The sequence below is a fragment of the Actinopolyspora biskrensis genome (assembly GCF_013408175.1).
In the GTDB taxonomy this organism is placed as follows: domain Bacteria; phylum Actinomycetota; class Actinomycetes; order Mycobacteriales; family Pseudonocardiaceae; genus Actinopolyspora; species Actinopolyspora biskrensis.
Map to the genome: position 1 here is coordinate 16,663 of NZ_JACBYW010000004.1, position 24,124 is coordinate 40,786.

Annotated in this window: 23 protein-coding genes; 10 read left to right on the forward strand and 13 right to left on the reverse strand. The window is 69.1% G+C overall.

Going from position 1 to position 24,124, the window contains the following annotated elements; genetic code table 11:
* Positions 1-37: 37 nt before the first annotated feature.
* From FHR84_RS11225 to FHR84_RS11235, 3 genes are all read right to left on the reverse strand, one after another.
* Positions 38-532: a carbonic anhydrase gene (locus FHR84_RS11225; RefSeq protein WP_179535450.1), complete on the reverse strand. Its 495-nt coding sequence runs from the start codon at positions 530-532 to the stop codon at positions 38-40.
* Positions 533-808: 276 nt separating this feature from the next.
* Positions 809-2,185, reverse strand: coding sequence for a DNA repair protein RadA (radA, locus tag FHR84_RS11230; protein WP_179535451.1), 1,377 nt, complete (start codon positions 2,183-2,185; stop codon positions 809-811).
* Positions 2,186-2,265: 80 nt separating this feature from the next.
* A complete protein-coding gene (locus FHR84_RS11235) occupies positions 2,266-2,985 on the reverse strand; it encodes a copper chaperone PCu(A)C domain-containing protein (RefSeq protein ID WP_179535452.1) in 720 nt (239 codons plus the stop codon).
* A gap of 264 nt (positions 2,986-3,249) precedes the next feature.
* Here FHR84_RS11235 and FHR84_RS11240 point away from each other — a divergent pair, with 264 nt between their 5' ends.
* The 8 genes from FHR84_RS11240 to FHR84_RS11275 all read left to right on the forward strand — a co-directional run bounded on the left by FHR84_RS11240 (position 3,250) and on the right by FHR84_RS11275 (position 11,489).
* On the forward strand, positions 3,250-3,738 hold the full coding sequence (locus FHR84_RS11240; RefSeq protein WP_017972969.1) for a CarD family transcriptional regulator: 489 nt from the start codon (positions 3,250-3,252) through the stop codon (positions 3,736-3,738).
* A gap of 17 nt (positions 3,739-3,755) precedes the next feature.
* Entirely contained in the window at positions 3,756-4,484 is a 729-nt protein-coding gene (gene ispD, locus FHR84_RS11245; protein ID WP_179535453.1) for a 2-C-methyl-D-erythritol 4-phosphate cytidylyltransferase, read from the forward strand.
* 79 nt (positions 4,485-4,563) lie between these two features.
* Positions 4,564-5,037, forward strand: coding sequence for a 2-C-methyl-D-erythritol 2,4-cyclodiphosphate synthase (gene ispF / locus FHR84_RS11250; protein ID WP_179535454.1), 474 nt, complete (start codon positions 4,564-4,566; stop codon positions 5,035-5,037).
* Between the two features lie 252 nt (positions 5,038-5,289).
* Positions 5,290-5,979 (forward strand): HAD-IA family hydrolase, encoded by a 690-nt coding sequence (locus FHR84_RS11255; RefSeq protein WP_179535455.1) that lies wholly within the window; start codon positions 5,290-5,292, stop codon positions 5,977-5,979.
* Positions 5,980-6,024: 45 nt separating this feature from the next.
* Positions 6,025-7,422: a cysteine--tRNA ligase gene (gene cysS / locus FHR84_RS11260; protein ID WP_179535456.1), complete on the forward strand. Its 1,398-nt coding sequence runs from the start codon at positions 6,025-6,027 to the stop codon at positions 7,420-7,422.
* A gap of 3 nt (positions 7,423-7,425) precedes the next feature.
* Positions 7,426-8,385, forward strand: a complete 960-nt coding sequence (rlmB, locus tag FHR84_RS11265) for a 23S rRNA (guanosine(2251)-2'-O)-methyltransferase RlmB (RefSeq protein ID WP_179535457.1) — start codon at positions 7,426-7,428, stop codon at positions 8,383-8,385.
* Positions 8,386-8,635: 250 nt separating this feature from the next.
* On the forward strand, positions 8,636-10,069 hold the full coding sequence (locus FHR84_RS11270; RefSeq protein WP_179535458.1) for an MBOAT family O-acyltransferase: 1,434 nt from the start codon (positions 8,636-8,638) through the stop codon (positions 10,067-10,069).
* A gap of 85 nt (positions 10,070-10,154) precedes the next feature.
* Positions 10,155-11,489, forward strand: coding sequence for an alginate O-acetyltransferase AlgX-related protein (locus tag FHR84_RS11275; RefSeq protein ID WP_343075238.1), 1,335 nt, complete (start codon positions 10,155-10,157; stop codon positions 11,487-11,489).
* 110 nt (positions 11,490-11,599) lie between these two features.
* Here the strand turns inward: FHR84_RS11275 and FHR84_RS11280 are convergent, their stop codons facing one another.
* The 4 genes from FHR84_RS11280 to FHR84_RS11295 form a co-directional block, all read right to left on the reverse strand.
* Complete coding sequence (locus FHR84_RS11280; RefSeq protein ID WP_179535459.1) at positions 11,600-12,484, reverse strand: metal ABC transporter permease; 885 nt, start codon at positions 12,482-12,484, stop codon at positions 11,600-11,602.
* Positions 12,481-13,356 (reverse strand): metal ABC transporter ATP-binding protein, encoded by an 876-nt coding sequence (locus FHR84_RS11285; RefSeq protein WP_425489892.1) that lies wholly within the window; start codon positions 13,354-13,356, stop codon positions 12,481-12,483. Before FHR84_RS11285 ends, FHR84_RS11280 begins: the two co-directional genes overlap by 4 nt.
* Before the next feature lie 27 nt (positions 13,357-13,383).
* Positions 13,384-14,439, reverse strand: coding sequence for a metal ABC transporter solute-binding protein, Zn/Mn family (locus FHR84_RS11290; protein ID WP_343075239.1), 1,056 nt, complete (start codon positions 14,437-14,439; stop codon positions 13,384-13,386).
* 267 nt (positions 14,440-14,706) lie between these two features.
* Positions 14,707-15,807, reverse strand: coding sequence for an ABC transporter ATP-binding protein (locus FHR84_RS11295; RefSeq protein ID WP_179535828.1), 1,101 nt, complete (start codon positions 15,805-15,807; stop codon positions 14,707-14,709).
* A gap of 334 nt (positions 15,808-16,141) precedes the next feature.
* Between FHR84_RS11295 and FHR84_RS11300 the strand changes: the two genes are divergently transcribed.
* Positions 16,142-17,245 carry a LacI family DNA-binding transcriptional regulator gene (locus FHR84_RS11300; RefSeq protein WP_179535460.1) on the forward strand — a complete coding sequence of 368 codons (1,104 nt, stop codon included), beginning with the start codon at positions 16,142-16,144 and terminating at the stop codon, positions 17,243-17,245.
* 166 nt (positions 17,246-17,411) lie between these two features.
* On the opposite strand, the gene FHR84_RS11305 is transcribed toward FHR84_RS11300, so the two are convergent.
* Positions 17,412-19,064 (reverse strand): FUSC family protein, encoded by a 1,653-nt coding sequence (locus FHR84_RS11305; RefSeq protein WP_343075240.1) that lies wholly within the window; start codon positions 19,062-19,064, stop codon positions 17,412-17,414.
* Between the two features lie 46 nt (positions 19,065-19,110).
* Between FHR84_RS11305 and FHR84_RS11310 the strand changes: the two genes are divergently transcribed.
* Positions 19,111-19,656, forward strand: coding sequence for a MarR family winged helix-turn-helix transcriptional regulator (locus FHR84_RS11310; protein WP_179535461.1), 546 nt, complete (start codon positions 19,111-19,113; stop codon positions 19,654-19,656).
* 129 nt (positions 19,657-19,785) lie between these two features.
* Here FHR84_RS11310 and FHR84_RS11315 read toward each other — a convergent pair whose 3' ends face one another.
* The 5 genes from FHR84_RS11315 to FHR84_RS11335 are packed head-to-tail and all read right to left on the reverse strand — an operon-like array spanning position 19,786 to position 24,051.
* Positions 19,786-21,408 (reverse strand): polyamine aminopropyltransferase, encoded by a 1,623-nt coding sequence (locus FHR84_RS11315; protein WP_179535462.1) that lies wholly within the window; start codon positions 21,406-21,408, stop codon positions 19,786-19,788.
* Positions 21,409-21,448: 40 nt separating this feature from the next.
* Positions 21,449-21,874, reverse strand: a complete 426-nt coding sequence (locus FHR84_RS11320; RefSeq protein WP_179535463.1) for a DUF350 domain-containing protein — start codon at positions 21,872-21,874, stop codon at positions 21,449-21,451.
* Between the two features lie 39 nt (positions 21,875-21,913).
* Positions 21,914-22,966: a hypothetical protein gene (locus tag FHR84_RS11325; protein ID WP_179535464.1), complete on the reverse strand. Its 1,053-nt coding sequence runs from the start codon at positions 22,964-22,966 to the stop codon at positions 21,914-21,916.
* Positions 22,963-23,403: a DUF4247 domain-containing protein gene (locus FHR84_RS11330; RefSeq protein ID WP_179535465.1), complete on the reverse strand. Its 441-nt coding sequence runs from the start codon at positions 23,401-23,403 to the stop codon at positions 22,963-22,965. Before FHR84_RS11330 ends, FHR84_RS11325 begins: the two co-directional genes overlap by 4 nt.
* Before the next feature lie 21 nt (positions 23,404-23,424).
* Positions 23,425-24,051: a DUF4178 domain-containing protein gene (locus FHR84_RS11335; RefSeq protein ID WP_179535466.1), complete on the reverse strand. Its 627-nt coding sequence runs from the start codon at positions 24,049-24,051 to the stop codon at positions 23,425-23,427.
* Positions 24,052-24,124 lie beyond the last annotated feature (73 nt).

Genomic DNA, 24,124 nt, shown 5'->3' on the forward strand with positions numbered 1-24,124 from the left:
CACTCGAGCAACTCGACCCGTCGAACCTCGTGCTCGATCAGTCCAGGGGGACCTCGGTCAGCTCGTCGGAGTCGATGTCGTGCACGAAAGCACGCACGCTCGTGGTCTCCGTCAGGAACGGGCTCCGCCGGACACGTCGCGCGGACTGCCGCAGGTCCTGCTCGGTGTCGGCGAAGGTCTCCACCGACCAGGTGGGGCGCTGCCCGGTCGCCTCCTCCAGCTCCTGCTTGAACTCGGCCTCGGCGAAGGTGCCCATGCCGCAGCGGGTGTGGTGCATCAGCACGATCTCGGTGGTGCCGAGCTTGCGCTGGCTGACCGACAGGGAGCGGAGCACGTCCTCGGTGACCGCGCCGCCCGCGTTGCGGATCACGTGCGCCTCACCGGAGCCCAGCTCCAGGGTCCGTACCGGGTCGATGCGGCAGTCCATGCACGTGACCACAGCTGTCCGCAGGCTGGGAGAACCGGGCACCTGCCCGTCCCAGGCCTCACGTTGCCGACGGTTACGGGCGAGCAGGTCGTCAGTCGCGGTCACGGTGAACCTCCTAAGGAGTTCGCTCGGCTCGGTTCGCTCGGGTGGTTGCTCGGCGGAACCTCTCGCGGAATCCCGCTCCGGCGAGGCCCGACATCGGGTGGCCACCTGCACCCCGTCGGGCCTTCCTCGCGAGAGCACCACGGGAGAACCCGCGGCGGTGCCGGGGGGACAGGTGTGGTTGGTTCGGCGCCGACGGTGTCGGACCGTCCTTTTTGTCCGAGAGTACCGTGGTCGGGATCCGGGTGATCACGCGGTGTGCCGAACACCACGCCCGAGTCACTGCCGCCGCAACGCGCGCAGCGCGGAGCGGAGATCGGCCACCTCGGTGACGCGGAGCCCCTGGGGCGGGGTTCCGGTGTCCGGAGGCACCAGTGCGTGCTCGAAGCCGAGCCGTGCTGCTTCGGCCAGCCTGCGTCCCACGGAGTTGACCCGGCGAATCTCCCCCGCGAGCCCCACCTCGCCCACGGCTATCGTGGCCGCGGGAAGGGGGACGTCGAGTTTCGCGGAGGCCACAGCCAGGGCGGTCGGCAGGTCGACGGCCGGTTCCGTGATCCTCATGCCCCCGACGGTCGCCGCGTAGACGTCCTGGTCGCCGGTCTTGACGTTTCCCCGCTTGTCGAGGACGGCGAGCATCATCGACACGCGCGCCGAGTCCAGCCCGCTGGCCGCTCTGCGGGGCATGCTCAACTGCGTCGGGCTGACCAGTGCCTGGACTTCGGCGAGCAGGGGCCTCTTGCCCTCCACGATCACCGTGACCGCTGTGCCGGGAACCGGTGCCTGCTGGCCGTTGACGAACAGGCCGGAGGGGTCGGGAACCTCCGCGATGCCGTCGTCGCCCTGCTCGAAACAGCCGACCTCGTCGGCGGGGCCGAAGCGGTTCTTCACACCACGGAGCATGCGCAGCGTCGAGTGCCGGTCGCCCTCGAACTGCAGGACCACGTCGACGAGGTGCTCCAGGGACCGCGGTCCGGCGACAGCCCCGTCCTTGGTGACGTGCCCCACCAGGATCACCGGAAGCCCGCGTTCCTTGGCGAGCGCGACCAGGGCGCTGGTGACGGCGCGGACCTGGGTCACTCCGCCGGGGGTTCCCTCGGTGTCTCCGGACTGCACCGTCTGGACGGAGTCGACGATGAGCAGCCCGGGCCGGAGCTTTTCCACGTGGGAGACGGCCGAGGGGAGATCGCTCTCCGCTCCGAGGTAGAGCTCGGGGTGCAACGAGCCGGTGCGCTCCGCGCGCAACCGAACCTGCCCGGCCGACTCCTCACCGGTGACGTACAGGGAACGTCCGCCCGAGCCGCCTGCCGCCCAGCGGTGGGCGGCCTCGAGCAGGAGTGTGGACTTTCCCACTCCCGGCTCTCCAGCCAGCAGCACGACCGCACCGGGAACGATACCTCCGCCGAGCACCCTGTCGAGTTCGTCGATGCCGGTGGCCACGGCACGTGCCGAGTCGAGATCGACCTCGGCGATGGGCTTGGCCGGGGTGGAGGGGGCCGCGGCACCGACTCTGGACGGGCTCGCGGGTTGGACCGCGGCTTCCTCCACGGTTCCCCACTGGCCGCAGTCCGGACACTGACCCACCCATTTGGCGACCGTGCGCCCGCAGTCGGCGCAGCGGTAACCGGGCTTGCCGGTTCGCGCGTTCTTGGTAGCCACGGGCAAAGGCTATCCGGCTCACCCGACAGGACGGCCGCCGGTGAGCCGGCCCGCCCGGGGTTCGCGCCGGACGGGTGAGATCAGTTCTCGCCGGAGCCGTTCTCCCCGGCCGATCCTCCGGACCCGTCGTTCTGCTCGGAGCCGTTGTGCTCACCGGACGGGGTGTCCTGCTCCGCCTGCGACCCGCTGTGTCCCTCGGAGTTCCCGGAGCCGTGCCGGCTTCCGTGCTCGGGGCGGGGTTCGGGGCTGGCCCCGATCGGGACGTGCAGGGTCACCGAGCCCGCCTCGGCGAAGGTGAACCGCACCGGGATGGTGGTGCCGGGGTAGATGTCCTGGGAGAGCCCGTTCAACGAGATCCGAACGCGTTCGCGTTCGTCGTCGGAGGCCTCCGCTGCGGTCAGCTCGTCGCTCGAGCCCCCCTGCTCCTCCACGGCGTAGAGCCGTTGCTCAGCGGGGATGGTCTTGGTGCCGGTGATCTCGGTGGACTGCGCGTAGCTGCTGCTCACCCGCACCAGCTGGTCCGACTGCTTGGACTCGTTGACCAGCACCGCCTCGACCGGGGCGCTCGAGCCCTTCTCGTACACGGCCCTCCCGTCGGTTCCCTCGGGGAAACCGAGGGTCGCGTTCCGGACCGCCATGGTCTTCGCGTTGGCGCTCGCGCCGGAGGCGGAGGCGACTTGCTGAGAGGTTTCCGCCTGCTGGCCGGTGGCGCAGCCGGAGAGTGCGACAACGGCACCGAGCCCGACAACTGCGGGCACCAACCGCGGGCGAACTGCCTTGCTGTGCTGTGAGCGGCTCACGGATGCAGCGTCCTTCCTGCTTGCCGGACAACCGGGTATGAGCCTAAACCGTTGTCGTCGGCGATGTCGGCCGCACCCCTCGGCACGGTGTGCGTGCGGGGCGTGGTGCTTCGCGTGTCGGTGATCGAGGTTACGTGCGTTGCATGAAACAAGCCTTTTTGTCAACCCCTGTTCGCCCGCTGACCTGCAACGAAGATGTTGAGCCCGTCGAAGTGGCGTTGCTGACCATGCTAGACTGAGCACAGCGAAAGGGGCAGAGGACACATGGTTTTCAAGGTCGGAGAGACCGTCGTCTACCCGCATCACGGCGCTGCGCTGATTGAAGCAATCGAGACACGTGTGATCAAGGGCGAGGAAAAGCAGTACCTCGTGCTCAAGGTCGCACAGGGCGATTTGACCGTTCGAGTTCCGGCGGAGAACGCCGAGCACGTCGGCGTGCGGGACGTCGTCGGTCAGGAGGGTCTCGATCACGTTTTCGACGTGCTGCGTTCGGATCACACCGAGGAGCCGACCAACTGGTCCCGTCGGTACAAGGCCAACCTCGAGAAACTCGCCTCCGGCGATGTGAACAAGGTGGCCGAAGTGGTGCGCGACCTCTGGCGACGCGAACAGGACCGCGGACTGTCCGCGGGGGAGAAGCGAATGTTGACCAAGGCGCGGCAGATTCTGGTCAGTGAACTCGCGCTGGCGGAGGGCACGGACGAAGGCAAGGCCGAGAGCCTGCTGGACGAAGTGCTGGCGACGACGGCCTGACCGACGGTCCGAGTAGTGTGGACGTCGTAGCTCTGGTTCCGGCCGCCGGACGTGGAACCCGTCTCGGCGCCGGCGTGCCCAAGGCCCTGGTTCCGGTGCTCGGTGAGTCCCTGTTGCTGCGTGCCGTCCGTGGCCTGCTGGACTCGGGGAGTGTGCACCACGTCGTGGTGGCGGCCCCTCCCGACCAGCTCGGTCGCATGGGGCGCGAGCTCGCGGAACTGGGCGATCGGGTGCAGGTTGTCCCCGGCGGGGACGAGCGGACGGATTCGGTGCGGGCCGCTTTGGACGCGGCCGAGCGGTTCGTTCCCACCGCCGAGGTCGTCCTCGTGCACGACGCCGCGCGTGCCTTCACCCCGGCCGAAGTGGTCCGTGCGGTGGTGGCCGAGGTCGCGGCCGGTGCGTGTGCCGTGGTGCCGGTGCTGCCGGTGGCCGACACCGTCAAGCGGGTCGACGAGGACGGCACCGTGCTGTCCACCGTCGATCGCTCGCCGCTGCGCGCGGTTCAGACCCCGCAGGCCTTCACTCCCGAGGTGCTGCGGGATGCCTACGCCTGTTCGCGGGACGTGGCCACCGATGACGCCGGTCTGGTCGAGCGAGCGGGGCATCCGGTTCGGACGGTACCGGGGCACAGTCATGCCCTGAAGATCACGACCTCTTTCGACCTGGCGGTGGCGGAGACGGTGTTGGCGCCGGCTCACGATTCGGAATCCGAAGTGTACGCGGAAAGTGGTCCTCCGAGCGCGTAGCGTGCTCGCTCGTTCGTGTGTTGCTCCCCGAGCGCGCGGCTGACGGAGGACTCCCGGGAAAGACGGCGGGTGAACGGCTGTGAGTGAACTCCCCCGAGTCGGGCAAGGTGTGGACGTTCATCCGATAGTCCGAGGAAGACCCTGCTGGATCGCGGGGATCCACTGGCCCGAGCTGGACGGATGCTCCGGGCACTCCGACGGTGACGTCGCCGCTCACGCGCTGTGCGACGCGGTGCTCTCGGCCGCGGGGCTCGGCGACGTCGGCGCGATCTTCGGGACCGGCGACGATCGCTGGTCCGGGGCGCGCGGGGTGGACTTCCTCGCTCACGTGCGGGAGCTGGTGACCGGCGAGGGATTCCGCGTCGGAAACGCGACCGTGCAGGTGATCGGGAACTTTCCCCGGATCGGTCCCCGTCGCGCGGAAGCCGGTGCGGCGCTCGGCGGTGCCCTCGGCGCGGAGGTCTCCGTCTCGGGGACCACCAGCGACGGGCTCGGGCTGACCGGGCGCGGCGAGGGGATCGCGGCGATGGCCACGGCACTGATCCTCGGTTAGGTGGGGGGCGACGGCTCGGTTCGCGTGGCGGTGCCGGTGGGGGAACCTCGGCCCTCGCGAGACCCCGCACCTGAGCCCCCGGCGTCGCCGACTGCGTAGGTGGTTGCGAGCGGCTCCGCCGCTTGCACGACGACCGGGCCAACCGAGCGGGCACTCGTCCGGTCCGCGCGGATACCAGGCCCTTGCGGACGCGCGGTGATTTTCACCGCATTCGCGGGGTCGCCGGTGGAGTGATCCACGTAGAGTGGATCCGTGACCGTGCGCGCAGTACTCTTCGACTTCTCCGGCACGCTGTTCCGACTGGAGCAGGACGAGTCCTGGCTTTCCGGGCTCGTCGACTCGGCGGGACGCGAGTGGGACCTCGAGGCCCAGACCGAGCTGATGCGTCGCATGACCGCTCCGATGGGGCAGGTGGCCGCGCTCCCGGAGGAGTACCAGCAGGCCTGGGAACAGCGGGACCTCGATCCCGATCTGCACCGCAAGGTGTACCTCGAAGTGCTGCGCAGCTCGGGGGTCGAGGACCCGGAGCAGGCGCGGGCCCTGTACTCCAGCCTGGTCGACCCGGACTGCTGGACGCCGTACCCGGACACCGGACCCGTGGTGCGTGGCCTGCACGAGACGGGGGTCCGCACGGCGGTCATCAGCAACATCGCCTTCGACATCCGTCCGGCTCTCGACCGGATCGGCATCGGGGAACTCTTCGACTCGGTGTTGATGTCCTACGTCGAAGGTGTGATAAAGCCGGATCCGAAACTGTTCCTGCGGGCCTGCGAGCGACTCGGGGTGGCCCCCGAGGAGGCGCTCATGATCGGCGACAGTACCGAGGCGGACGGTGCGGCGACCGAGGTCGGTTGCCGGTTCGAGCTGGTCGAGCCGCTGCCCACCTCGGAACGGCCGGACGCCCTCTCGCGGGCCGTGGCCGAGCACGGCCTCGCGATGTGACGGGCGACCTGCAACTCCGGAGGAGTCGCCCCGTACCATCGCGGTGTGAGCCTGTACCTGCATGACACCGCGACCCGCAGCACACGCGAGTTCCGGCCGCGCCGCGAGGGAGTGGCCTCGTTGTACCTGTGCGGGGCGACGGTTCAGGGGATGCCGCATGTGGGGCACGTGCGTAGTGGTCTCGAATTCGACGTGTTGCGGCGTTGGCTTACCCACAGCGGCTACGACGTGCGCCTGGTGCGCAACGTCACCGACATAGACGACAAGATCCTCGCCAAGGCGGCCGAGGCCGGACGTCCCTGGTGGGAATGGGCGGCCACCCACGAGCGGGCCTTCGAGAGCGCCTACGACCAGCTCGGTTGCCTGCCGCCTTCGGCGACTCCGCGCGCCACCGGCCACATCACCCAGATGATCGAGCTGGTCGAGCGCCTCGTCGAGGCCGGGCACGCCTACGCTTCGGGCGGGGACGTGTACTTCTCGGTGCCGTCCTACTCCGAGTCCTACGGAAGGCTTTCCGGACAGCGCCCCGAGGAGATGCAGCCGGCCGAGGACGCGAGCGGATCGGGTAAGCGCGACCCGCGGGACTTCACGTTGTGGAAGGCGGCCAAGCCGGGGGAGCCGAGCTGGCCGAGTCCCTGGGGGGCGGGCCGTCCCGGGTGGCATCTGGAATGCTCCGCCATGTCGACCCACTACCTCGGCAGCGAGTTCGACGTCCACGGTGGCGGTCTGGACCTCGTGTTCCCGCACCACGAGAACGAGCTGGCGCAGTCCAACGCGGCCGGGGACGGTTTCGCCGCGTACTGGATGCACAACGCCTGGGTCACCGCCTCCGGGGAGAAGATGTCGAAATCCCTGGGCAACACCTTGACCATCTCGGCGCTGCTGCAGCGGGTGCGTCCCGTGGAGCTGCGCTACTACCTCGTCGTTCCGCACTACCGGTCCACGGTGGAGTTCTCCGACGAGGGGCTGGACGAGGCGGTGGCCACCTTCGGCCGGATGGAGTCCTTCCTGCACCGTGTCGTCCAGCGCGCGGGGAACGTGGCCCACGGCGGGATGCATCCCGAATTCGTCGCGGCCATGGACGACGACCTCGGCACTCCGCAGGCCATCGCCGTGGTGCACAACGTGATCCGCGAGGGCAACGCCGCCCTGGACTCCGGAGACGAGGAGGGGGCTCGCGCGGCCGCCGCTTCGGTGCGCTCGATGCTCGACATTCTCGGGTTGGATCCGCTGGCGCCGCACTGGGCTCGGGACAACGCCGGCTCCGATGCCGCTTACAACGCGCTGTCCGAGCTGGTCGAAGGGCTGCTCGAACAGCGCAGCGAGGCCCGAGCACGCCGGGACTTCGCGACGGCCGACGAGGTGCGGGACCGGCTGCAGGCGTGTGGCATAGCCGTCGAGGACACCCCCGACGGGCCGATGTGGACTTTGAAGGACGGATAGTTCGTGGCGGGTAACGACAAACGCAGGGGTGCGGTACGCAAATCCAGCACCAAGAAGGGCATGGTCGTCGGCTCGGGCGGTCAGCGCAAGAAGGGGCTGGAGGGCAAGGGCCCCACCCCCAAGGCGGAGAACAGGTACAACCACCCGGCCAAGCGCAAGGCCGACGCGCGTAAGCAGGCCCAGCAGCAGCGGGAGAAGCAGCGCAAGGTCTCCGAGAGCACGGGCGAGCTGGTGGCAGGCCGCAACCCGGTTCTCGAGTGCATCCGCAGCGGGGTACCCGCCAGCGTGCTCTACGCGGCGCACGGGATCGACACCGACGACCGTGTCAGCGAGTCCGTCCGGCTCGCGGCCGACCAGGGCATCTCCGTGGTGGAGGTGGCTCGTACCGAGCTCGACCGCATGACGTCGAACGCGGTGCACCAGGGACTCGCGCTGCGGATACCGCCCTACGAGTACTCCGACCCGGCCGATCTGCTCACCGCGGCGTGGAACTCCGGGATGCCGCCGCTGATCGTGGCCCTGGACGGGGTCACCGACCCGCGCAACCTCGGTGCCGTCGTCCGTTCCGCGGCCGCCTTCGGGGCGCACGGGGTGTTGCTGCCGCAGCGGCGCAGCGCGGGGATGACAGCGGTCGCGTGGCGTTCCAGCGCGGGAACCGCGGCCCGGATCCCGGTCGCGAAGACGAACAACCTGAACCGCACGCTGAAGGATTTCAAGTCGGACGGGTTGATGGCCGTCGGGCTGGACGCCGACGCGGACATCACCTCGGACGAGCTGGAACTGGCCACCGACCCGATCGTCGTCGTGGTCGGTTCCGAGGGACGCGGGCTGGCCAGGTTGACCAGAGAGCACTGCGATCAGACGGTTTCGATTCCGATGGCCTCCGGGGTGGAGTCGTTGAACGCCTCGGTCGCCGCCGGTGTGGTGATGGCCGAGGTCGCGCGGCGGCGCAGGCTGAGCTGATCGGGGTTTCCGCCGGCCCCTCCCGGGGCGGTTGGCGGAACCTCCTCCACCTGCTCGTGAGCGGGTGTTCCTCCTCGAGCGGCGGCGATCGTCCCCGCGCGGCGGCGCCGCACCGCGGGGGCCGCGGTGTGGAACTCGCCTCACCGCGGAATCCACGCATTCGGTACCGGCGGAAAGTGGCGCTCGGTTAGAGTTCTCGCGATAACCGACCGGGAGCCTTCGTTCCACGCCGACCCGAGCCCGGACACCGATGTCGTTCGCAACTCCGCTTTTCCTGTGGTACTTCCTGCCCGCGGTACTGCTCGCCGTGCTGCTCGCTCCGCGCGGGGGCCGCAACGCGGTGGTTGCCGTGGGCAGTCTGGTCTTCTACGCCAGCGGTGCGGGCGGCACCACGGCACTGCTGCTCGGCTGCGTCGTGGTGAACTTCCTCGTCGGCAGGAATCTGGAGCCGGACGAGTGGGGGTTCGACAGGAGCCGTCGCCGCTACCTGCTCTTCGGTGCGGTGCTGGTCAACCTGACCGTGCTCGGGGTGTGGAAGTACGCGGGGTTCGCCTCCGAGCAGGCCGCGGTGCTGGCGAGCTGGTTCGGCGGGCACCTGCCCGAGATCGAGTTCGTGCTGCCGATCGGCATCTCCTTCTACACCTTCCACCACATCTCCTACGTGGTCGACATCTACCGCGGGGAACGGCCCGCCCTGCGGGACCCGATCGCGTTCGTCGCCTACATAGCGATGTTCCCGCAGCTCGTCGCCGGGCCGATAGTGCGCTACCGGGAGATAGCCGACCAGTTGCCGCAGCGGCGCACCCACCGGCTCGACGACATAGCCGCGGGTTTTCCCCGGTTCGCCTGGGGGTTGAGCAAGAAGGTGGTGGTGGCCGACAGCCTGGCCCCCGTCTCCGATGCGGCCTTTTCCACCTCGGCCGGGGACATGACCTTCGCGGTCGCCTGGATCGGTGCGATTTCCTACACGGTGCAGCTCTACTTCGACTTCTCCGGCTACTCGGACATGGCGATCGGTCTGGGGCGGATGCTGGGTTTCCGGCTGCCGGAGAACTTCGCGCGACCGTACTCCTCGGTGACGGTCACCGAGTTCTGGCAGCGGTGGCACATGTCGTTGTCGCGCTGGTTCCGCGACTACGTCTACATCCCGCTCGGGGGCAACCGGAACGGCACGGTACGCACCTACCGCAACCTCACGATCGTGTTCGTGCTGACCGGTTTCTGGCACGGTGCGGCGTGGACCTACCTCGTGTGGGGGTTGTTCCACGGGGTGCTGCTGGTGATCGAGCGGGCGTGTGGCCTCGACCGGCGTCCGTCCGGCTTTCCGGAGCGGGTGGGCCGCCGGGTGGCGACCGTGCTGCTGGTGACGGTGGGCTGGGTGTTCTTCCGCGCCCCCGATCTGGGCAGCGCGGTGACGATGCTGGGCAGCATGCTGGTCCCCGATCTCGCCGGGGTGAGCGCGGTGGTCGACGCGGCGGTGACCAACCAGCGCACGCTGATCCTGCTGGCAGCCCTGGTGGTCCTGCTGCTGCCCACCGGCGCGGGGACGGGAACCTACCTGGAGGTGGCCCGCGGCCGTGCCGCCGCGGGAGTCCGGTTCGGCGTCATGACGCTGGGGACGTTCTACTCCGGTCTGCTCGTCGCCAGCGGCTCGTTCAGCCCGTTCCTCTACTACCAGTTCTGAACGCGCGGGTGGTCGTCAGTCGCGTGTTCCCCGTGGTTTCGCGAATCAGTCCGTGACGGCGCGGCGTTGTCGGTACTGTGTGGACGTGTCCGGCGAACGGGGTGGTGCCACCGGTGTGGCCGACGACGAGAAAGCTACCGCTGCCGCGGAACTCCCTCCCGTGCACGAGGCCTGGCTGCCGCGGGAGCATCCGCTGCACCGGCCCCGGCACGGGGCCAGGCAGTACCTCGCTCTCGCGTGCGCGTTCCTGTTCTTCGCCGCGCCCGTGCTCGCGTGGACCCTCGGCGCACGGGCGGTTCCGGTGGAGAACCGGGCGCTGACCCCTTTCCCGAGTGTCACCGAGGGGTGGGGGTTTTTCACCGGGATGAACGACTGGGCCTCCGACCACCTGACGTTTCGCGCCGAGGCCGTCACCGCGATGGAGGGGATCAGTCAGGGCGTGTTCGGCGAACCGGCCCCGCACGACACCGAATCGGGCGGAGCACCCGTCGGCGGTGGCGGCGGGGGAGAGGGCGGGAGGAGCGACTCCAAACCCGATCCTGCTGTTTTCCCCGATGTGGTCAGGGGCGAGCAGGGGTGGCTGTTCCTCGGGCACGACGTTTCGTACAAGTGTCTTCCGGAGATGGAGCTGGATCGGATAATCGAGGGGCTGCGCCGCTGGCGTTCGGTGGTCGAGGAGTCCGGCCGGGAGTTCCGGCTGGTCGTCGCCCCGGACAAGTCCACGGTGTATTCGCGGTACATGCCGGACGACTACGTCGGCAGGCAGTGCATGCGGGAGCTGCGTTCGGAGTTCTGGGACCGGTTGCCCGCGGCCACCGGCGCCCTCGACATGAGGGAACCGCTGCGTGCGGTGGCCCGTGAGCAGGGCGGTCCGATCTACACCAAGCGGGACACCCACTGGCGGCACGCGGGCGGGCTGGAGATGACCAGGCAGCTGGCGGAGTCGTTGCAGCCGGGGGTCAGTGACTCGTGGCGGGTCCGGCAGGGGAGAACCTATCGGCACCGTGCCGACATTCCGGGGATGCTCGGCGAGGACGAGGAGTGGACGGTGCGGTCGTACTCGCTGGCCCCGGACGGTGGGAGCGACAACACGAGGTTCGTCGGCAGTGACTTCCACGAACCGCTGCACCTGGAGTCGGCACCGCGCGAGGGGATGATCGACGAGCCCACGAGGATGATCGCGGACTCGTTCACCCAGTTCGCGAGTCCCTACCTCGGTGCCGCGTTCTCCGACCTGACCATCTCGCACCCCGAGAACGTGCGGAAGAACCCGCAGCGGACGGGCGGAATGCTGGCTGAGGGCGATGTCGTGATGTTCGAGCTCTCCGAGCGCTTCCTGGCGGGAGGACGTTACTCGATGCTCACGCCCCAGCTGGCGGACGAAGTGGGTGCGGTCCTCAAGAAGCACCCGGTCGAGTGAGCTCTCGTCCCGCTGCTCGGAACGTTCCGCGCGAAACGCTCCGAGCAACCGGCACCGCGGCCCGAGGCTCCGCCGAGTGAGCACCCACGCGAACCGGGCCGACAGGCTCCCTAGGCCGTGGCCGCGGTGGCGCTTCGGGCGCTCCGGCTGATCCGCATCCTGCCGACCAAGCGGCACACCAGGTAGATCCCGAACGAGATGGCCGTGACGAAGGCGCTGACCGGAACGCCGGGAGCCAGCGACAGCAGTATCCCTCCGATCGCCGCGGCCTCGGCGAACACCACCGAGAGCAGGGTCGCCCGGGCGGGACTCGAGGTCACCCTGATGGCGGCCGCGCCCGGGGTGACCATCAGCGCCATGACCAGCAGGGCGCCCACCACGTGCACGCCGAGCGCGGTGGCTGTCCCCACCAGCAGCGAGAACACCGGTGTCAGGACCCTGGTCGGCACTCCGCGCGCGGCGGCCACGTGCGGGTCCACGCTGGCGAACAGCAGCGGGCGGTACAGCACGGTGGTGACGACGAGCACCAGCAGGGCGGCCCCGCCGAGGAGCGTGACGTCGGAGGAACTCACCCCCACGATCTGCCCGACCAGCAGAGTGAACTTGTTGGCGGTGCGCTCGGGGTTCATCCACAGCAGCAGCACCCCGACCCCGAGACCGAAGGAGAGCACCGCCCCGATCACGGAGTCCCGTTCGTTGTCCCGCTGTCCGAGCAGGCCGAGCAGCAGGGCGGCCAGCACGGCACCGGCCAGGGCGCCCACCCCGACGCTGAAGCCGATCAGCAGCGCGGCGGCCGCTCCGGTGAAGGCGAGCTCGGCGGTTCCGTGCACGGCGAAGGACATGCGCCGGGTGACCACCAGGGGAGCGAGGACCCCGGAGACCAGCCCGAGGGCCGCGGCGGCCAGCAGCGCCTGCTGCACGAAGGGGTAACCGAGCAGCTCACCCGTGAGTTCGAACTCGAACAGCCTGCTCAGGGCATCCGTCAGCCGGTTCATTCCTGCCCTCCCTCCGGCACGTGGTGGTGCTGCTCCCCCTCGGCTCCGGCGACGACGAGCCGCCCGCCGACCCGGGCCACCTCGACCTCGGTGCCGTAGAGCTCGGACAGCGTTTCCGAGTTCATGACCTCGTCCGGGGTGCCTATCCGGAACTGCCCGTTCACCAGGTAGAGCACCCTGTCGACCACGGGCAGAACCGGGTTGATCTCGTGCGTCACGAACAGGACCGCGGCTTCGGTCCGCCTGGCCTGACGTGCGATCAGGCCGCTCACCCTGTGCTGGTGCGAGGGGTCCAGCGAAAGCAGCGGTTCGTCGCACAGCAGTACCCGCGGGTCCGCGACCAGCGCCTGGGCGATCCGCAGGCGCTGCTGTTCCCCTCCGGAGAGCAGCCCGACCGGCTTCTTGCCGTAGTCCTCCGCGTTCACGGACCGCAGTGCTCGACGCACCCGTTCGGCCCGGAGACGGCGCCCGCGCAGCCCCGTCCCCCAGCGGTGTCCGTCCAGACCGAGGCCGACCAGGTCGTTGCCGCGCAGCGCGAGGCTGTCCTGAAGGGAGCGCTGCTGCGGGATGTAGCCGATCTTGTCGTTGCCGCGGTGGGCGGGTTCGCCCGCGATCCGGACGCTGCCCCCGGTGAGATCGGTGAGTCCGAGCAGCACGCGGAGCAGACTCGTCTTGCCCGAGCCGTTGGGGCCCAGCACGGCGAGGAACTCGCCGGGGTTCACGTCCAGGTCCAGCCCGTGCCAGAGGGAACGCGTTCCGTAGGAGAGCTGGGCGTCGCGTAGCCGCACAGCGGGAGTGTCCGGTGCGGACGTGTTCTCGTCACCGGCCTCGACGGCCGGTTCCGTTTCGGTGGTGGGGGGGTCGTAACGCACGATCTCGTCCTGACGGTTCGTGGCGGGTCAGCGCTGCGGGGTGGAGCTCGGTGCGTCGTCCAGCGCCGTTTTCAGGGCCGAGACTCGTTCCGAGATCCACTGCGGGTACGTCTTGTCCGACGGGAGTGTTTCCGGCGTGGCGACGACCGGTATGTCGTTCTGCTCGGCGCGGTCGCGGATCCGCTCGGTCAGCGGGGAGGCCGTCTGGGGGTTGTAGATCAGGGCCGCGGGGCGCTTGGAGTCCACCAGGTCCTGGAGCTCGGCGACGGTGGACGCGGCGGGGTCGTTGCCCGACTCGACGGACCGGACGAAGGACCGGGGGGTGATGTCGTTCAGCCCGGCCTCGTCCAGCAGCAGATCGGCGATCGGGGCGGTGGTCAGTACTTCGGTGCCCTGGTGCTGCTGCTCGATTCCCGCGATGTCCCCGTCGACCTCGTCGAGTCGCCGGCCGAACTCCTCGGCGGACCGCTCGAAGTCCTCGGAGTGGTCGGGGCTGAGCTCGCTCAGCTGCTCGGCGATCCGTTCGGCCACGTGTCGCACGGAGCGCGGCTGGTACCAGACGTGCTCGTTACCGGAGTGCGCGTGGTCGTGACCGCCGGGGTTCTCGGAGGTCTCCTCGTGCTCGTGTGCTTCGTGGGAGCCCTCGGTGGACTGTTCCGCGGACTCGTGGGAGCCGTGCCCCCCGTCGGTTTCGGCTGCCGCGACGGCTTCGACGGAGGGGGTGTTCGCGCTGTTCCCGGACAGTACTTGGCTCACGAAGGAGTCGTATCCGCCGCCGTTGTAGACCACCAGGTCGGCCTGGTTGATCTTGGCCGCGTCGCGCGGGGTGCTTTCGTAGGAGTGCGGGTCGGCCTCGTTGTCGCTGATGATCGATTCGACCTCGGCGTGCTCACCTGCCACTGCTTCGGCGACCTTGGCCCACGTGTCGGTGGAGGCGACGACGGTCGGTTCACCGCCCGATCCACCGGTTCCGGTTCCGCAGGAAGTGAGTAGCAGAGTGGTTGTCAGCCCGAGCAGCGTGGCGGGCACTCCCGCTCCGCGGCGAACGCCGCTCCGAACATGGCGACTACGTAATGTGCTCACGAGGACTCCTGTTTAGGGGGTCGTGTCACGCGATCCGACCGCTAATGGAAATCATTATCAATTGGAGTCTACGCGTCGCCACTGGACGAGTTCCACCCAGTCGCCCTTCCGAGGGAGTGATGCTCGTGACCTCGTCTCAGACGGGCTGATGACCGCCGGGGCGCCCCGGCGGTCGGCCGCTCCCCGACGCCGGTGCCCCGGGGCGAGCGCACCGCGAGAGGTTCCGCCGGGCGGCCACCCGCGGCAGGGGAGAGCGGAGCACACCGGTCAGCGGGACAGCCTGCTTCCTGTGCGCGGGTCGAACAGGTGCAGTTCCTCCGGGTCGCGCGCCGTGACCGAGATCCTTTCCCCCAGGGCGGGCGGTCTGCGTCCGTCGGTCCGTATCACCAGCCGTTCCGCGCTCCCCGCCGACTCCGGCTTGGCGTGCACCAGCGCGTCGGCGCCCAGTTCCTCGACCAGCTCGACGGTCAGCGCGACCCCCTCCTGCTCGGAGGTGTTCAGGTTCAGCGACTCCGGGCGCAGCCCCAGCGTCACCTCGTCGAGCCCGTGGGCGGAGGCCGCCGACAGCGCCGTCCGGGGCAGCGGGATCGGGCTGCCGTCGAGCAGCGCGCCCTCCGCGGTCAGGGGTGCTGTTCGCAGGTTCATCGCGGGGGAGCCGATGAACCCGGCAACGAAGGAGTTCACCGGCCGCTCGTACAGCTCGCGCGGGGTGTCGACCTGCTGCAGCTTGCCGTCGGCCAGGACGGCGACCCGGTGCCCCATGGTCATCGCCTCGACCTGGTCGTGGGTCACGTAGAGCGTGGTGGTTCCGAGCTGCCGCTGCAGGCTCGCGATGTTGGCCCTGGTCTCGACGCGCAGCTTGGCATCCAGATTGGACAAGGGTTCGTCCATGAGGAACACGCTCGGATCGCGCACGATCGCCCGTCCCATGGCGACCCGCTGGCGTTGACCTCCGGACAGCTCCCTGGGCTTGCGGTCCAGGTGGGGGCCGAGATCGAGCATCTCGGCGGCCCGCTCGACCTTCTCCCTGATCGCGCTCCTGCTCATCCTGCGCAGTTTCAGCGCGAATCCCATGTTCTCCGCCACCGTCATGTGCGGGTAGAGCGCGTAGGACTGGAACACCATAGCGATGTCGCGCGATTTCGGCGAGACCGAAGTGACGTCCCCGCCCCCGATGTGAATGGAGCCACGGTCCGTGTCCTCCAGTCCCGCGACCATTCGTAGGGCCGTGGATTTCCCCGAACCGGAAGGGCCGACCAGGACGAGGAACTCGCCGTCGGCTATCTCCAGATTCAATTCGTCCACGGCGTGCACGGGCGGTGTTCCGGGGAAAATGCGGGAGGCGTCGATGTAGGCGACCTCGGCCATGTGTGATTCACCTTTCATCGAAGTATTGGTCTGGACAAATTAGCCTCCCGGGCGTGTCGTCGATACCCCCGAACAGCCGGAATTTCCGAACGCGGCTCCCTTTTCGCCGCGGTTCACGGACGGGTGAGTACGCGGCTACCCGCTGCCGGGGTGCCCGGCGGGGGCGTGGGAGGTGGCGCCGGGCGAGCACCCGATCGGGGGCGAGCGGAAAACCCCGAACGGGAGTCGGCTCTCGTTCACGTGCGCGATCTCGTTCGGTACACTTCGAAACGTGTGACTTGAATCCGGGTCGTCAAAACTTCACCCAGGCCTACTGAACCGTTACGGTTCCTGCATGGTGCGGTCTACGAACTCGAGGCGACCCGCGACGCTGGCCTCTCTCGCCGCGGAACTCGGCGTTTCCCGGACTACGGTGTCCAACGCCTACAATCGCCCCGACCAGCTTTCTCCCGAATTGCGCAAACGTGTACTCGACACCGCCCGCAGACTCGGGTATCCGGGCCCCGATCCGGTGGCACGCTCACTGCGCACCCGCAAGGCGGGAGCAGTCGGTCTGCTGCTGACCGAGAACCTGTCCTACGCGTTCCGCGACCCCGCCGCCGTCGGATTCCTCGAAGGGCTCGCGCTGGCCTGCGAGGACGCGGGGCACGGCTTGCTGCTGATACCGGCGAATCCGGAGCACGAGGATGTGGCCGCCGTGCACAGTGCGGGAGTGGACGGGTTCGTCGTCTACTCGGTACCCGATGACGACCCCCATCTGGCCGCCGTGATGGAACGCCCCGTCCCCACCGTGATCTGCGATCAGCCGAGCATCTCCGAGCTCGACCGGGTCGGCATAGACGACGCCACGGCCATCAAGGGACTGGCCAGGCACCTCATCGAACTCGGGCACCGCAAGATCGGCGTGGTCTGCATGCGGTTGGCTCGCAACCGCAACGACGGTCCCGCGTCCCCGGAACGCCAGGCGAACGCGCACTTCCACGTGCAGCGGGCCCGGCTTGCCGCGCTCTCCGAGGTGTTCTCCGAGGTCGGCGTCGAGTGGGACCAGGTCCCGGTGATCGAGCGCTTCGACCACACGCAGGAATCGGGCGGTTCGGCCGCGGCCCAGCTGATGGAGATGGACCCGGAGGTCACCGCCGTCATCTGCACCTCGGACATACTGGCTCTGGGAGCGCTGGCCGAGATGCGCAGGCAGGGCCGCAGGGTCCCGCAGGATCTCACCATAACCGGGTTCGACGGCATCGTCGACGCGGAGCGGGCCGAGCTGACCACGGTCCGGCAGCCGGTGCTGGAGAAGGGCAGGGCCGCGGGCAGGCTGCTGCTCGACGCGAGCGAATCCACGGGACAGCCGCGAGAGGTCGTGCTGGACACGCAACTGATCACCGGTTCGACGGCCGGATCGCCCCGTTCGGTCGAGGAGCGTTGGTTCGGCCCGTGAGCGCAGGTTCCCCCGCGAGTCCGAGTCCGGACTCGCGTTCCCGGGAGAACTCGGAGGGTCGGCGGCGCGAGTCGTCCGGGTGGTCACAAGCGGCCTCGCCGCTTGCCCGACGACCGGCCCGGCCGAACGGGTGCTCGCCTGATCGGCGTGAGCACTCAGCCGTCGATCACCCGCTCTCGCCGGGAGTTCCGGCGGCCCGGCCCCACCCGGGCGGGGCCGGAGCGGGATAGTCCCTGGAGTCCAGCAGCCGGTAGGCCCTGCGCGAGACGGCGAGCAGTTCCTCGGTGGGCAGCAGGGTGTCCGGCACTTCCCCCGCGGCGGTCTCGTACGCGTCGTGCAGCTCGATCAGGCTCGCGCGGAGCCGATCCGGGGGAACCACCCCGCGCAGCTCGGTCAGTTCTCCGACCAGGCGCAGCGATTCGTGAACCCGGGCCAGCCAGGCTCCGTGCGGAGCGAGTCGCGCCACGAGCACGGCCACGGCGGCTCCCAGCAGGGTCGCCCACAGCCTGCTCGCGACGAGCTGTTCAGGGGGTGCCGAGCTCATGAGCCCGCTGACCAGCAGTGCCACCGGGGTCGCGAACAGCAGTCCGAACGCGTAGTTGATCGTCACCGTCGCCTCGGCCGCCCACTGCAGCACGGCCAGCAGCAGGAGCAGCGCCCATACGGGCGGGTGCTCGGAAAGCAGCGCGAGGCCGATCAACACCCCGCCCAGGGTTCCGGCGACGCGCTGGAGCATGCGGGGGACCGAGCGTGAGGTGCTGGTCGCCTGCAGTACCGAAACGGCCGAGACCGCCGCCCAGTACGTGTGCCCGAGCCCGAGCAGTTCGGCCAGCACTCCCGCGAGCAGGGCAGCCGAGCCGACCCGCAGCGCGAACGGGAGCAGCCAGTTCCCGGAAGCGCGTCGCGGGCGCACCGCGGCCAGCAGCACCCCGCGGACCGCCCGCCAGCGCGACGGGGGCAGCGGCGGCGCGAGCGGGGTCTCACTGCGGGCATAACCGGGTGGGTGCGGTGTTCCGCCCGCGCGGATCCGCTCCGCCGTCGAACGCAGCGAGCGGACGGTCTCGGAGGCGACCCGGCCGGAGCCCAGCAGCACCTCGCAGATCTCGATGGCCTGGATCAGCTCCCCGTACTCCGCCGTCTCGTGCTTCCGCCGGCCGACCAGGGGCAGCCGCGTCCAGGCCGTCTCGATGGCGACGGCGGCCCGGTGCCTGGTCATCAGATCGGTGCGGTTCGCGAGGTGGGCCGCCGTGGCCTCCAGTGCGGCGGCCACGGCCCTGCGCTGCGGACGCAGCCCGGCCCACGCCGCGCCGAGGGCGCACAGCCCCCAGGCGAAGGCCCCGCTGATGGAGCAGGCGACGAGGTGGGCGGGAACTTCGGCGGGTTCCAGGGTCGTGTTCGCGCACGCCCCGGTCGCGAAGGAGAAGATCAGGCCTCCCGGGGCGCCCAGCTTCGCCGCGGTGGTGGCCGCTGTGGCCAGTGCGCCGACCACGGCGGTGCCGAGGACCGCCGCCAGGTGCTGTTGCCGGGGTTCCAGGCCTGCCACGGCGATCAGGTCGCCGATCCCCACGGCCAGCACCATCCCGGTCGCCACGGCGACCAGCGCCCTGATCTGGTTGCGGTACGGCTCGCTGCGGCAGTAGACGCTGGTCAGAGCACCGAAGACCGCTCCGCCGACCAGGTCGACCCGGCCGAGCTGGAGCAGCAGGGCCAGGGGGACCAGTACCGAGAGAAAAGCTCTGAGGGCGGGCCACAGAATCGGGCCACGCCGGTTCAGATGGAGAGTCTCCCCTAAGTGACGTGCCAGTATCGTCGAGGACACATTCCCCAATGTTACACAAGTATTTTACTAGTGAATTGATGGTGCCATGAAACGTCCTCCCGACCTGATCGAGACCGCACGTGCGCAGTGGCAGGACGTCCACCCCGAGCTGGACACCTCCAGCATCGATGTGGTCGGAAGAGTGCTCCGCGCGGCGGCGGTGCTGCGGCAACGCCTGGACACGATCCTGCTCGACGAGGGACTGAACCGCTCCGAATTCGACCTGCTCTGCGCGCTGCGCCGCAGCGCGGAACCCGTCACCCCGGGGCGGCTCAACAGCCTGATGGTCTCCTCCGGCGCCGCCACGACCAAGCGGGTCCAGCAACTGGCCGAGCGCGAGCTGCTGGAACGCACCCCGGACGAGTACGACAGGCGCAGCGCCAGGGTCCGGCTCACCGAGCAGGGAGCCGAGACGATCGATCGCGCGTTCACCAGGAACCTCGAGGCCGAACGCCACCTGCTCTCCGCGCTGGGGGCGAAGCAGCGCGAGACGCTCGCGGGCGGCCTGGCCGAACTGCTGCGTTCCCTGGAGGGGGCGGCCGGTCCGACACTGACGGGTACGAGCGCGAACGAGCACCGCAAGGGCGGTTGACCGACGTTTTCCGTTCCGGTTGCCGTAGTTCGCCGGAGCGGAACCGCCGCTGGTCGAGGAGGAGGCCGCGGCGAGGTCCGCTGGGAGAATCGCCGGGGGAGCGCCCCGGAGACCCGGTCCGGGGCCCACCTAGTAGTTCTGCCAGGCGCCCCGCTCGTACTCGATGATCTTCGGATGCATCAGGGTCGACGGCTCCACGCCCGGGATCCGGTCCCGGTCGGGCGGGAAGACGCTCGCGGCCCGCAGCGTCTCCTCGTCGAGGGTCCGCAACGGGGGAGCCCGGTCCGGGAGGCTCAGCGAAGGCGCGGAACCGTCCGCTTCGCCCAGCTGGAACCCCCACTGGCCGAAACTGGGGATCGGACGCGAGTAGGGCACCGTGGACAGGCCGGCCTTCCGCATCGACGCCTCGACACACCAGTAGGCCTCCGCGGCGAAGTACGGCGATCCCGCTTGGACGTTGACCCGGGCGCCTTCGGCCATGGCCTGCTGGACCAGGGTGTAGAACTCCGTGGAGTACAGCTTCGCGGTCTCGGTGGAATCCGGGTCCGGCATGTCCACCAGGACCACGTCGTAGCGGTTCCTGTTGTCCCGCAGCCAGCTGAAAGCGTCCGCGGTGACCGTGTTCACCCGGGGGTCGTCGAAAGCGTGGTCGTTCAGCGAGGTCAGCCGTGGATCGGTGCGTCCGAGCCGCAGCACGGCCGGATCCATCTCGACGAGAGTGGCCTGCTCCACGTCCGGGTAGCGCAGCACCTCCCGGAGCGCGAGCCCGTCACCACCACCGAGAATCAGCACGTTCGAGTGCTCCCCGGTCATGGCGGGGTGCACCAGCGCCTCGTGATACCTGTGCTCGTCGATCGAGCTGAACTGCAGATCGCCGTTGAGGTACAGCCGCGTGTCCGCGGGGCCCGTCAACGGGCGCGACCGGGTGAGCACCACTTCCTGGTACTTGGTGCGTTCGGCGAAGACCACGGGGTCGGAGTACAGGGCCTGCCGCGCCGTCGTCTCGAAGTGGCTGGACAGCGCGAACGCGCCACCGAGCACACCGCCGACCAGGAGGGCGAGGACCGTCATCAGCGTGACCAGGCGCTTGCCCAGTACCCTGCGGTAGACGGTGAGCACCAGCCCCAGCCCGGCCGCGGCGTTGAGCATGCCGACGAGCAGTGCCCCCTTGATCTGCCCCAGCAGCGGGAGCAGCAGGAACGGGAAAGCCAGACCGCCGATCAGCGCGCCCACGTAGTCGGCGGCGAACATGTCCGCCACCGCGGAGCCGGCCTCCTGCCGCCTTATGCGCTGCAGCAGAACCATCAGCAGCGGGATCTCCGCTCCGATCAGCGCACCCAGCACCAGAGAGGTGGCGATCAGCATCGGCATGTACAGGCTCAGCCAGGCGAACGCCGCGTACAGCCCGAGCACGCTGAGTCCGCCCAGCAGCGCGAGGACCAGCTCCACGGCCACGAAGGAAACCGCGGCCCAGCGTTGCAGGGGCTTGGCCAGCAGCGCGCCCACGCCCATGGCGAACACCATCAACGACAGCACGATGGAAGCCTGGCCGACGCTGTTGCCGACCAGGTAACTGCCGAGAGCGACCAGGGCCAGCTCGTAGACGAGCCCGCAGGCCGAACAGACGAACACGGCCACCAGCACCGCGAAACGAGCGAAGCTTTTCCCGCGGAAGCCGTCCGCGGTGTCCTCCGAACTCGTCGCGGTCCCGGTGGTGCTGCCGTGTTCGTGCTGTTCGGTTTCGGTCGACATGGTGCTCACTCTCGCTTCGCGCGGGTGGCCGGGCGCCCGGTCACCAGATCGCGGCCGCGATGATCGTCGCGATCACCACGTGTGCCACGGCTGAGACCCACGTGCCCGGGTGGATGGTCGGCGTGGAAAGCTCATCGCCGAGTTTGCCCGGGGTGAGCGCATCGATGAGCAGGAACGACAGCCCCATCAGGATCAGTCCGAGCACACCGTAGGACAGGGTGCCGACCAGGCCGAGAACCAGCTGGTCGGAGCTGGCCGCGATCGCCGTGGTGAGGATGATCCCGACTCCGAGCAGACCGGACACCAGCAGGATCGCCGCGTTGGCGTTGCGGTGTACCCAGATCAGGTCCCGGAGCTTGCCCGGTGTGGCCAGGTCCACGAGCACATAACCGAGGGCCATGAGAACCGCGCCGACCACGCCGTAGGCGACCGCCGCGGACAGACCGGAGATCAGTTGCTGGAACACCAGTAGTGCCTTTCGGATCGGAGACGAACGGATTGCCGATCATCGCTGTTGTGGTCCCCGGCCGGGCGGGCCGGACTCGGGATGCCACTGTGGATTGTCGGGTGGTTGCTGCGGTGGCTGTCCCCACTGCTGAGGCGGAGCCTGCGGTGGTTGCTGCGGAGGCCCCTGTGGCGGTGGTCCCCACTGCTGCGGAGGTTGCTGCCCCGGCCACTGGTTCTGCGGTGGCTGCTGCGGTCGCTGGACCTGCTCGCCGCCCGGTTGAGGTGGCTGCGCAGCGTTGTCCGCGGGCGGGGGTGGAGGGTTCTGACCGGACTGCGCGGCTCGTTCACGGCGCACCCCGCGTATACCGAACCCCACGGCCAGCGCGGTGACCAGCCCCAGCAGGCCCATCCAGATCCACGTGCCCACGCCCTGAGCGCCGCCGTCGGCGGGAGGGAGGCTCTGCTGCGGGGGAGTTCCCTCGCTGCTCTCCGCCTGCTTGGTCTCGAAGTCCTCGTTGTTCTCGGCCAGCAGCAACGGCAGGGACAGCGCCGCGTGACCGGTGGCGTCGACCGGGGATTCTATGAACGTTTCCGCGTCCATGCCGAGCTCGGCGAAGTCCGAGGTGCCGGGGGTGGTGAGCGACAGGCCGGGGGATTCGGCCACGTCGAGCCCCACACCGCTCCACCGGTCGCTGACGCTGGAGGTGTAGGCGACGGTGACTCGCAGTTCGACCCACTCGTCACAGATGTCGGCCGGAGTGTTGGGGCCGCGGCTGGACCCCCGGTCGTAGCTGCTCTCCGGATCCGAGGTGGACCGTTCGGAATCGTTGCTCCCGTCGGTGAGCTTCCAGCCGAAGCAGATCCCGTACTGCTGCTCGTACTCGCTCAGACCCTGCGAGAGGTCCTCCGAATCCGTAGGGGTGAAACGCGGGATCGGCTGTCCGGTATAGGTGTCCTGGCGGGAGTAGCGACTGCTCTCGTCGTCCCAGAACAGGGGCGACTCGTCGTCCGAGTCCAGTCCGGTGGCCACGTTGACGACGATCATGGCGAGCACCCCGAACCCGAACAGCGCCGCGCAGCCGACCTTGTACTTCTGCTGTTGTTCGCTCATTTACCGGCTCCAGGACCTCGTCCCCTGAAGGTCTGTCCGTGCGGGCTGGTCCAGCCCCACACCCCACCGACCACGTGGTGGTAGTGCCCGTACGCCTGGTCTATGTCCATCACGTGGATGACCGTGCCCCTGTTGTTCCGCGGCTGCGCTACGACGGCGTCCTCCCGGTAGCGCAGGTAGATGCCGGAGTCGTCCGTGTACTGCGAGATCGGTGTCCACGCCCGGGACACCGAGTTGGCCACCTCGCTGGGCTTCCGCGCGCTGGTGTAGGCCTTGTTGTCGTCGTCGCCGGGTTTGTCCAGCTGTGCCGCTCTGGTGTAGTGATTCGCCACGTAGCCGCGCGGTCCGGTTCCGGTGGAGAAAATCGTCACCAGGGCGATGATCAACGCCAGTACGGCCGTCATTCCCGCGATGACGAACCAGAATTTCGGTTTCATCGACGCCGCCGGATCCTCTCGTCAGGTCGAAGCCGGGTAGATGCGCACGTCGTAGCGGTTGAGTTCCTCACCGCGAGTGGCCTCCCACCCGGCGCCGTCGAAGGACTCGAACCCGAGCATCGCTCCGTCCGCGGCCTCGTAGTCGTGATAGCGGACACTGCCCTGCTCATTGAGACCGGTGGTGGCTTCGCTGCGAAAACTCGCCGACCCGGATTCCTCGGAGCGGAAGGCCCGGCCGCCCAGTTCGATCTCGGAGGCCCCGGGGGAGGGGATCTCCTCCTCGTCGGTCAGGTCGGTCCACTGGGCGAGAACCAGATCGGGGTCCTCCTCCACGGACAGCCACACCTGGTTTCCCCGCGCGTCGTCCAGCAGGTGCTCGGCCCAGTTCCAGCCGCCCTCGGACAGACGCAGCGTCCCCCGGACCGTGTAGGACATCCCGCGGATCTCCACGATGTCGCCCGCGGTCAACTTGCGCGGATCACCGCGCAACGCGTCCTGGTCCCCCGTGGCGAACGGGTCCTTCGGTGACTGTTCGCTCCGCTTCGCCTCCTGCGCACGGGAACGTCGACCGCGCAGCGCCACGATCACGATCGCCGCGACCACGACGACGACCAGCACGATGATCGGGAGGATCACGAATATGTTCACTACCGCCCCTTGCTGTGGAATTCCCCGGTGTCACCGGTCGCGCGGTAGCGTATCCGCGGTGAAGCCGAGTTGT

Excerpts from the sequence above, each read along its gene's own strand:
- FHR84_RS11240 (WP_017972969.1), top strand. The coding sequence starts at position 3,250 with ATGGTTTTCAAGGTCGGAGAGACCGTCGTCTACCCGCATCACGGCGCT.
- FHR84_RS11270 (WP_179535458.1), top strand. The coding sequence starts at position 8,636 with ATGTCGTTCGCAACTCCGCTTTTCCTGTGGTACTTCCTGCCCGCGGTA.
- FHR84_RS11280 (WP_179535459.1), bottom strand. The coding sequence starts at position 12,484 with ATGAACCGGCTGACGGATGCCCTGAGCAGGCTGTTCGAGTTCGAACTC.
- FHR84_RS11295 (WP_179535828.1), bottom strand. The coding sequence starts at position 15,807 with ATGGCCGAGGTCGCCTACATCGACGCCTCCCGCATTTTCCCCGGAACA.
- FHR84_RS11300 (WP_179535460.1), top strand. The coding sequence starts at position 16,142 with ATGGTGCGGTCTACGAACTCGAGGCGACCCGCGACGCTGGCCTCTCTC.
- FHR84_RS11310 (WP_179535461.1), top strand. The coding sequence starts at position 19,111 with ATGAAACGTCCTCCCGACCTGATCGAGACCGCACGTGCGCAGTGGCAG.
- FHR84_RS11315 (WP_179535462.1), bottom strand. The coding sequence starts at position 21,408 with ATGTCGACCGAAACCGAACAGCACGAACACGGCAGCACCACCGGGACC.
- FHR84_RS11325 (WP_179535464.1), bottom strand. The coding sequence starts at position 22,966 with ATGAGCGAACAACAGCAGAAGTACAAGGTCGGCTGCGCGGCGCTGTTC.
- FHR84_RS11330 (WP_179535465.1), bottom strand. The coding sequence starts at position 23,403 with ATGAAACCGAAATTCTGGTTCGTCATCGCGGGAATGACGGCCGTACTG.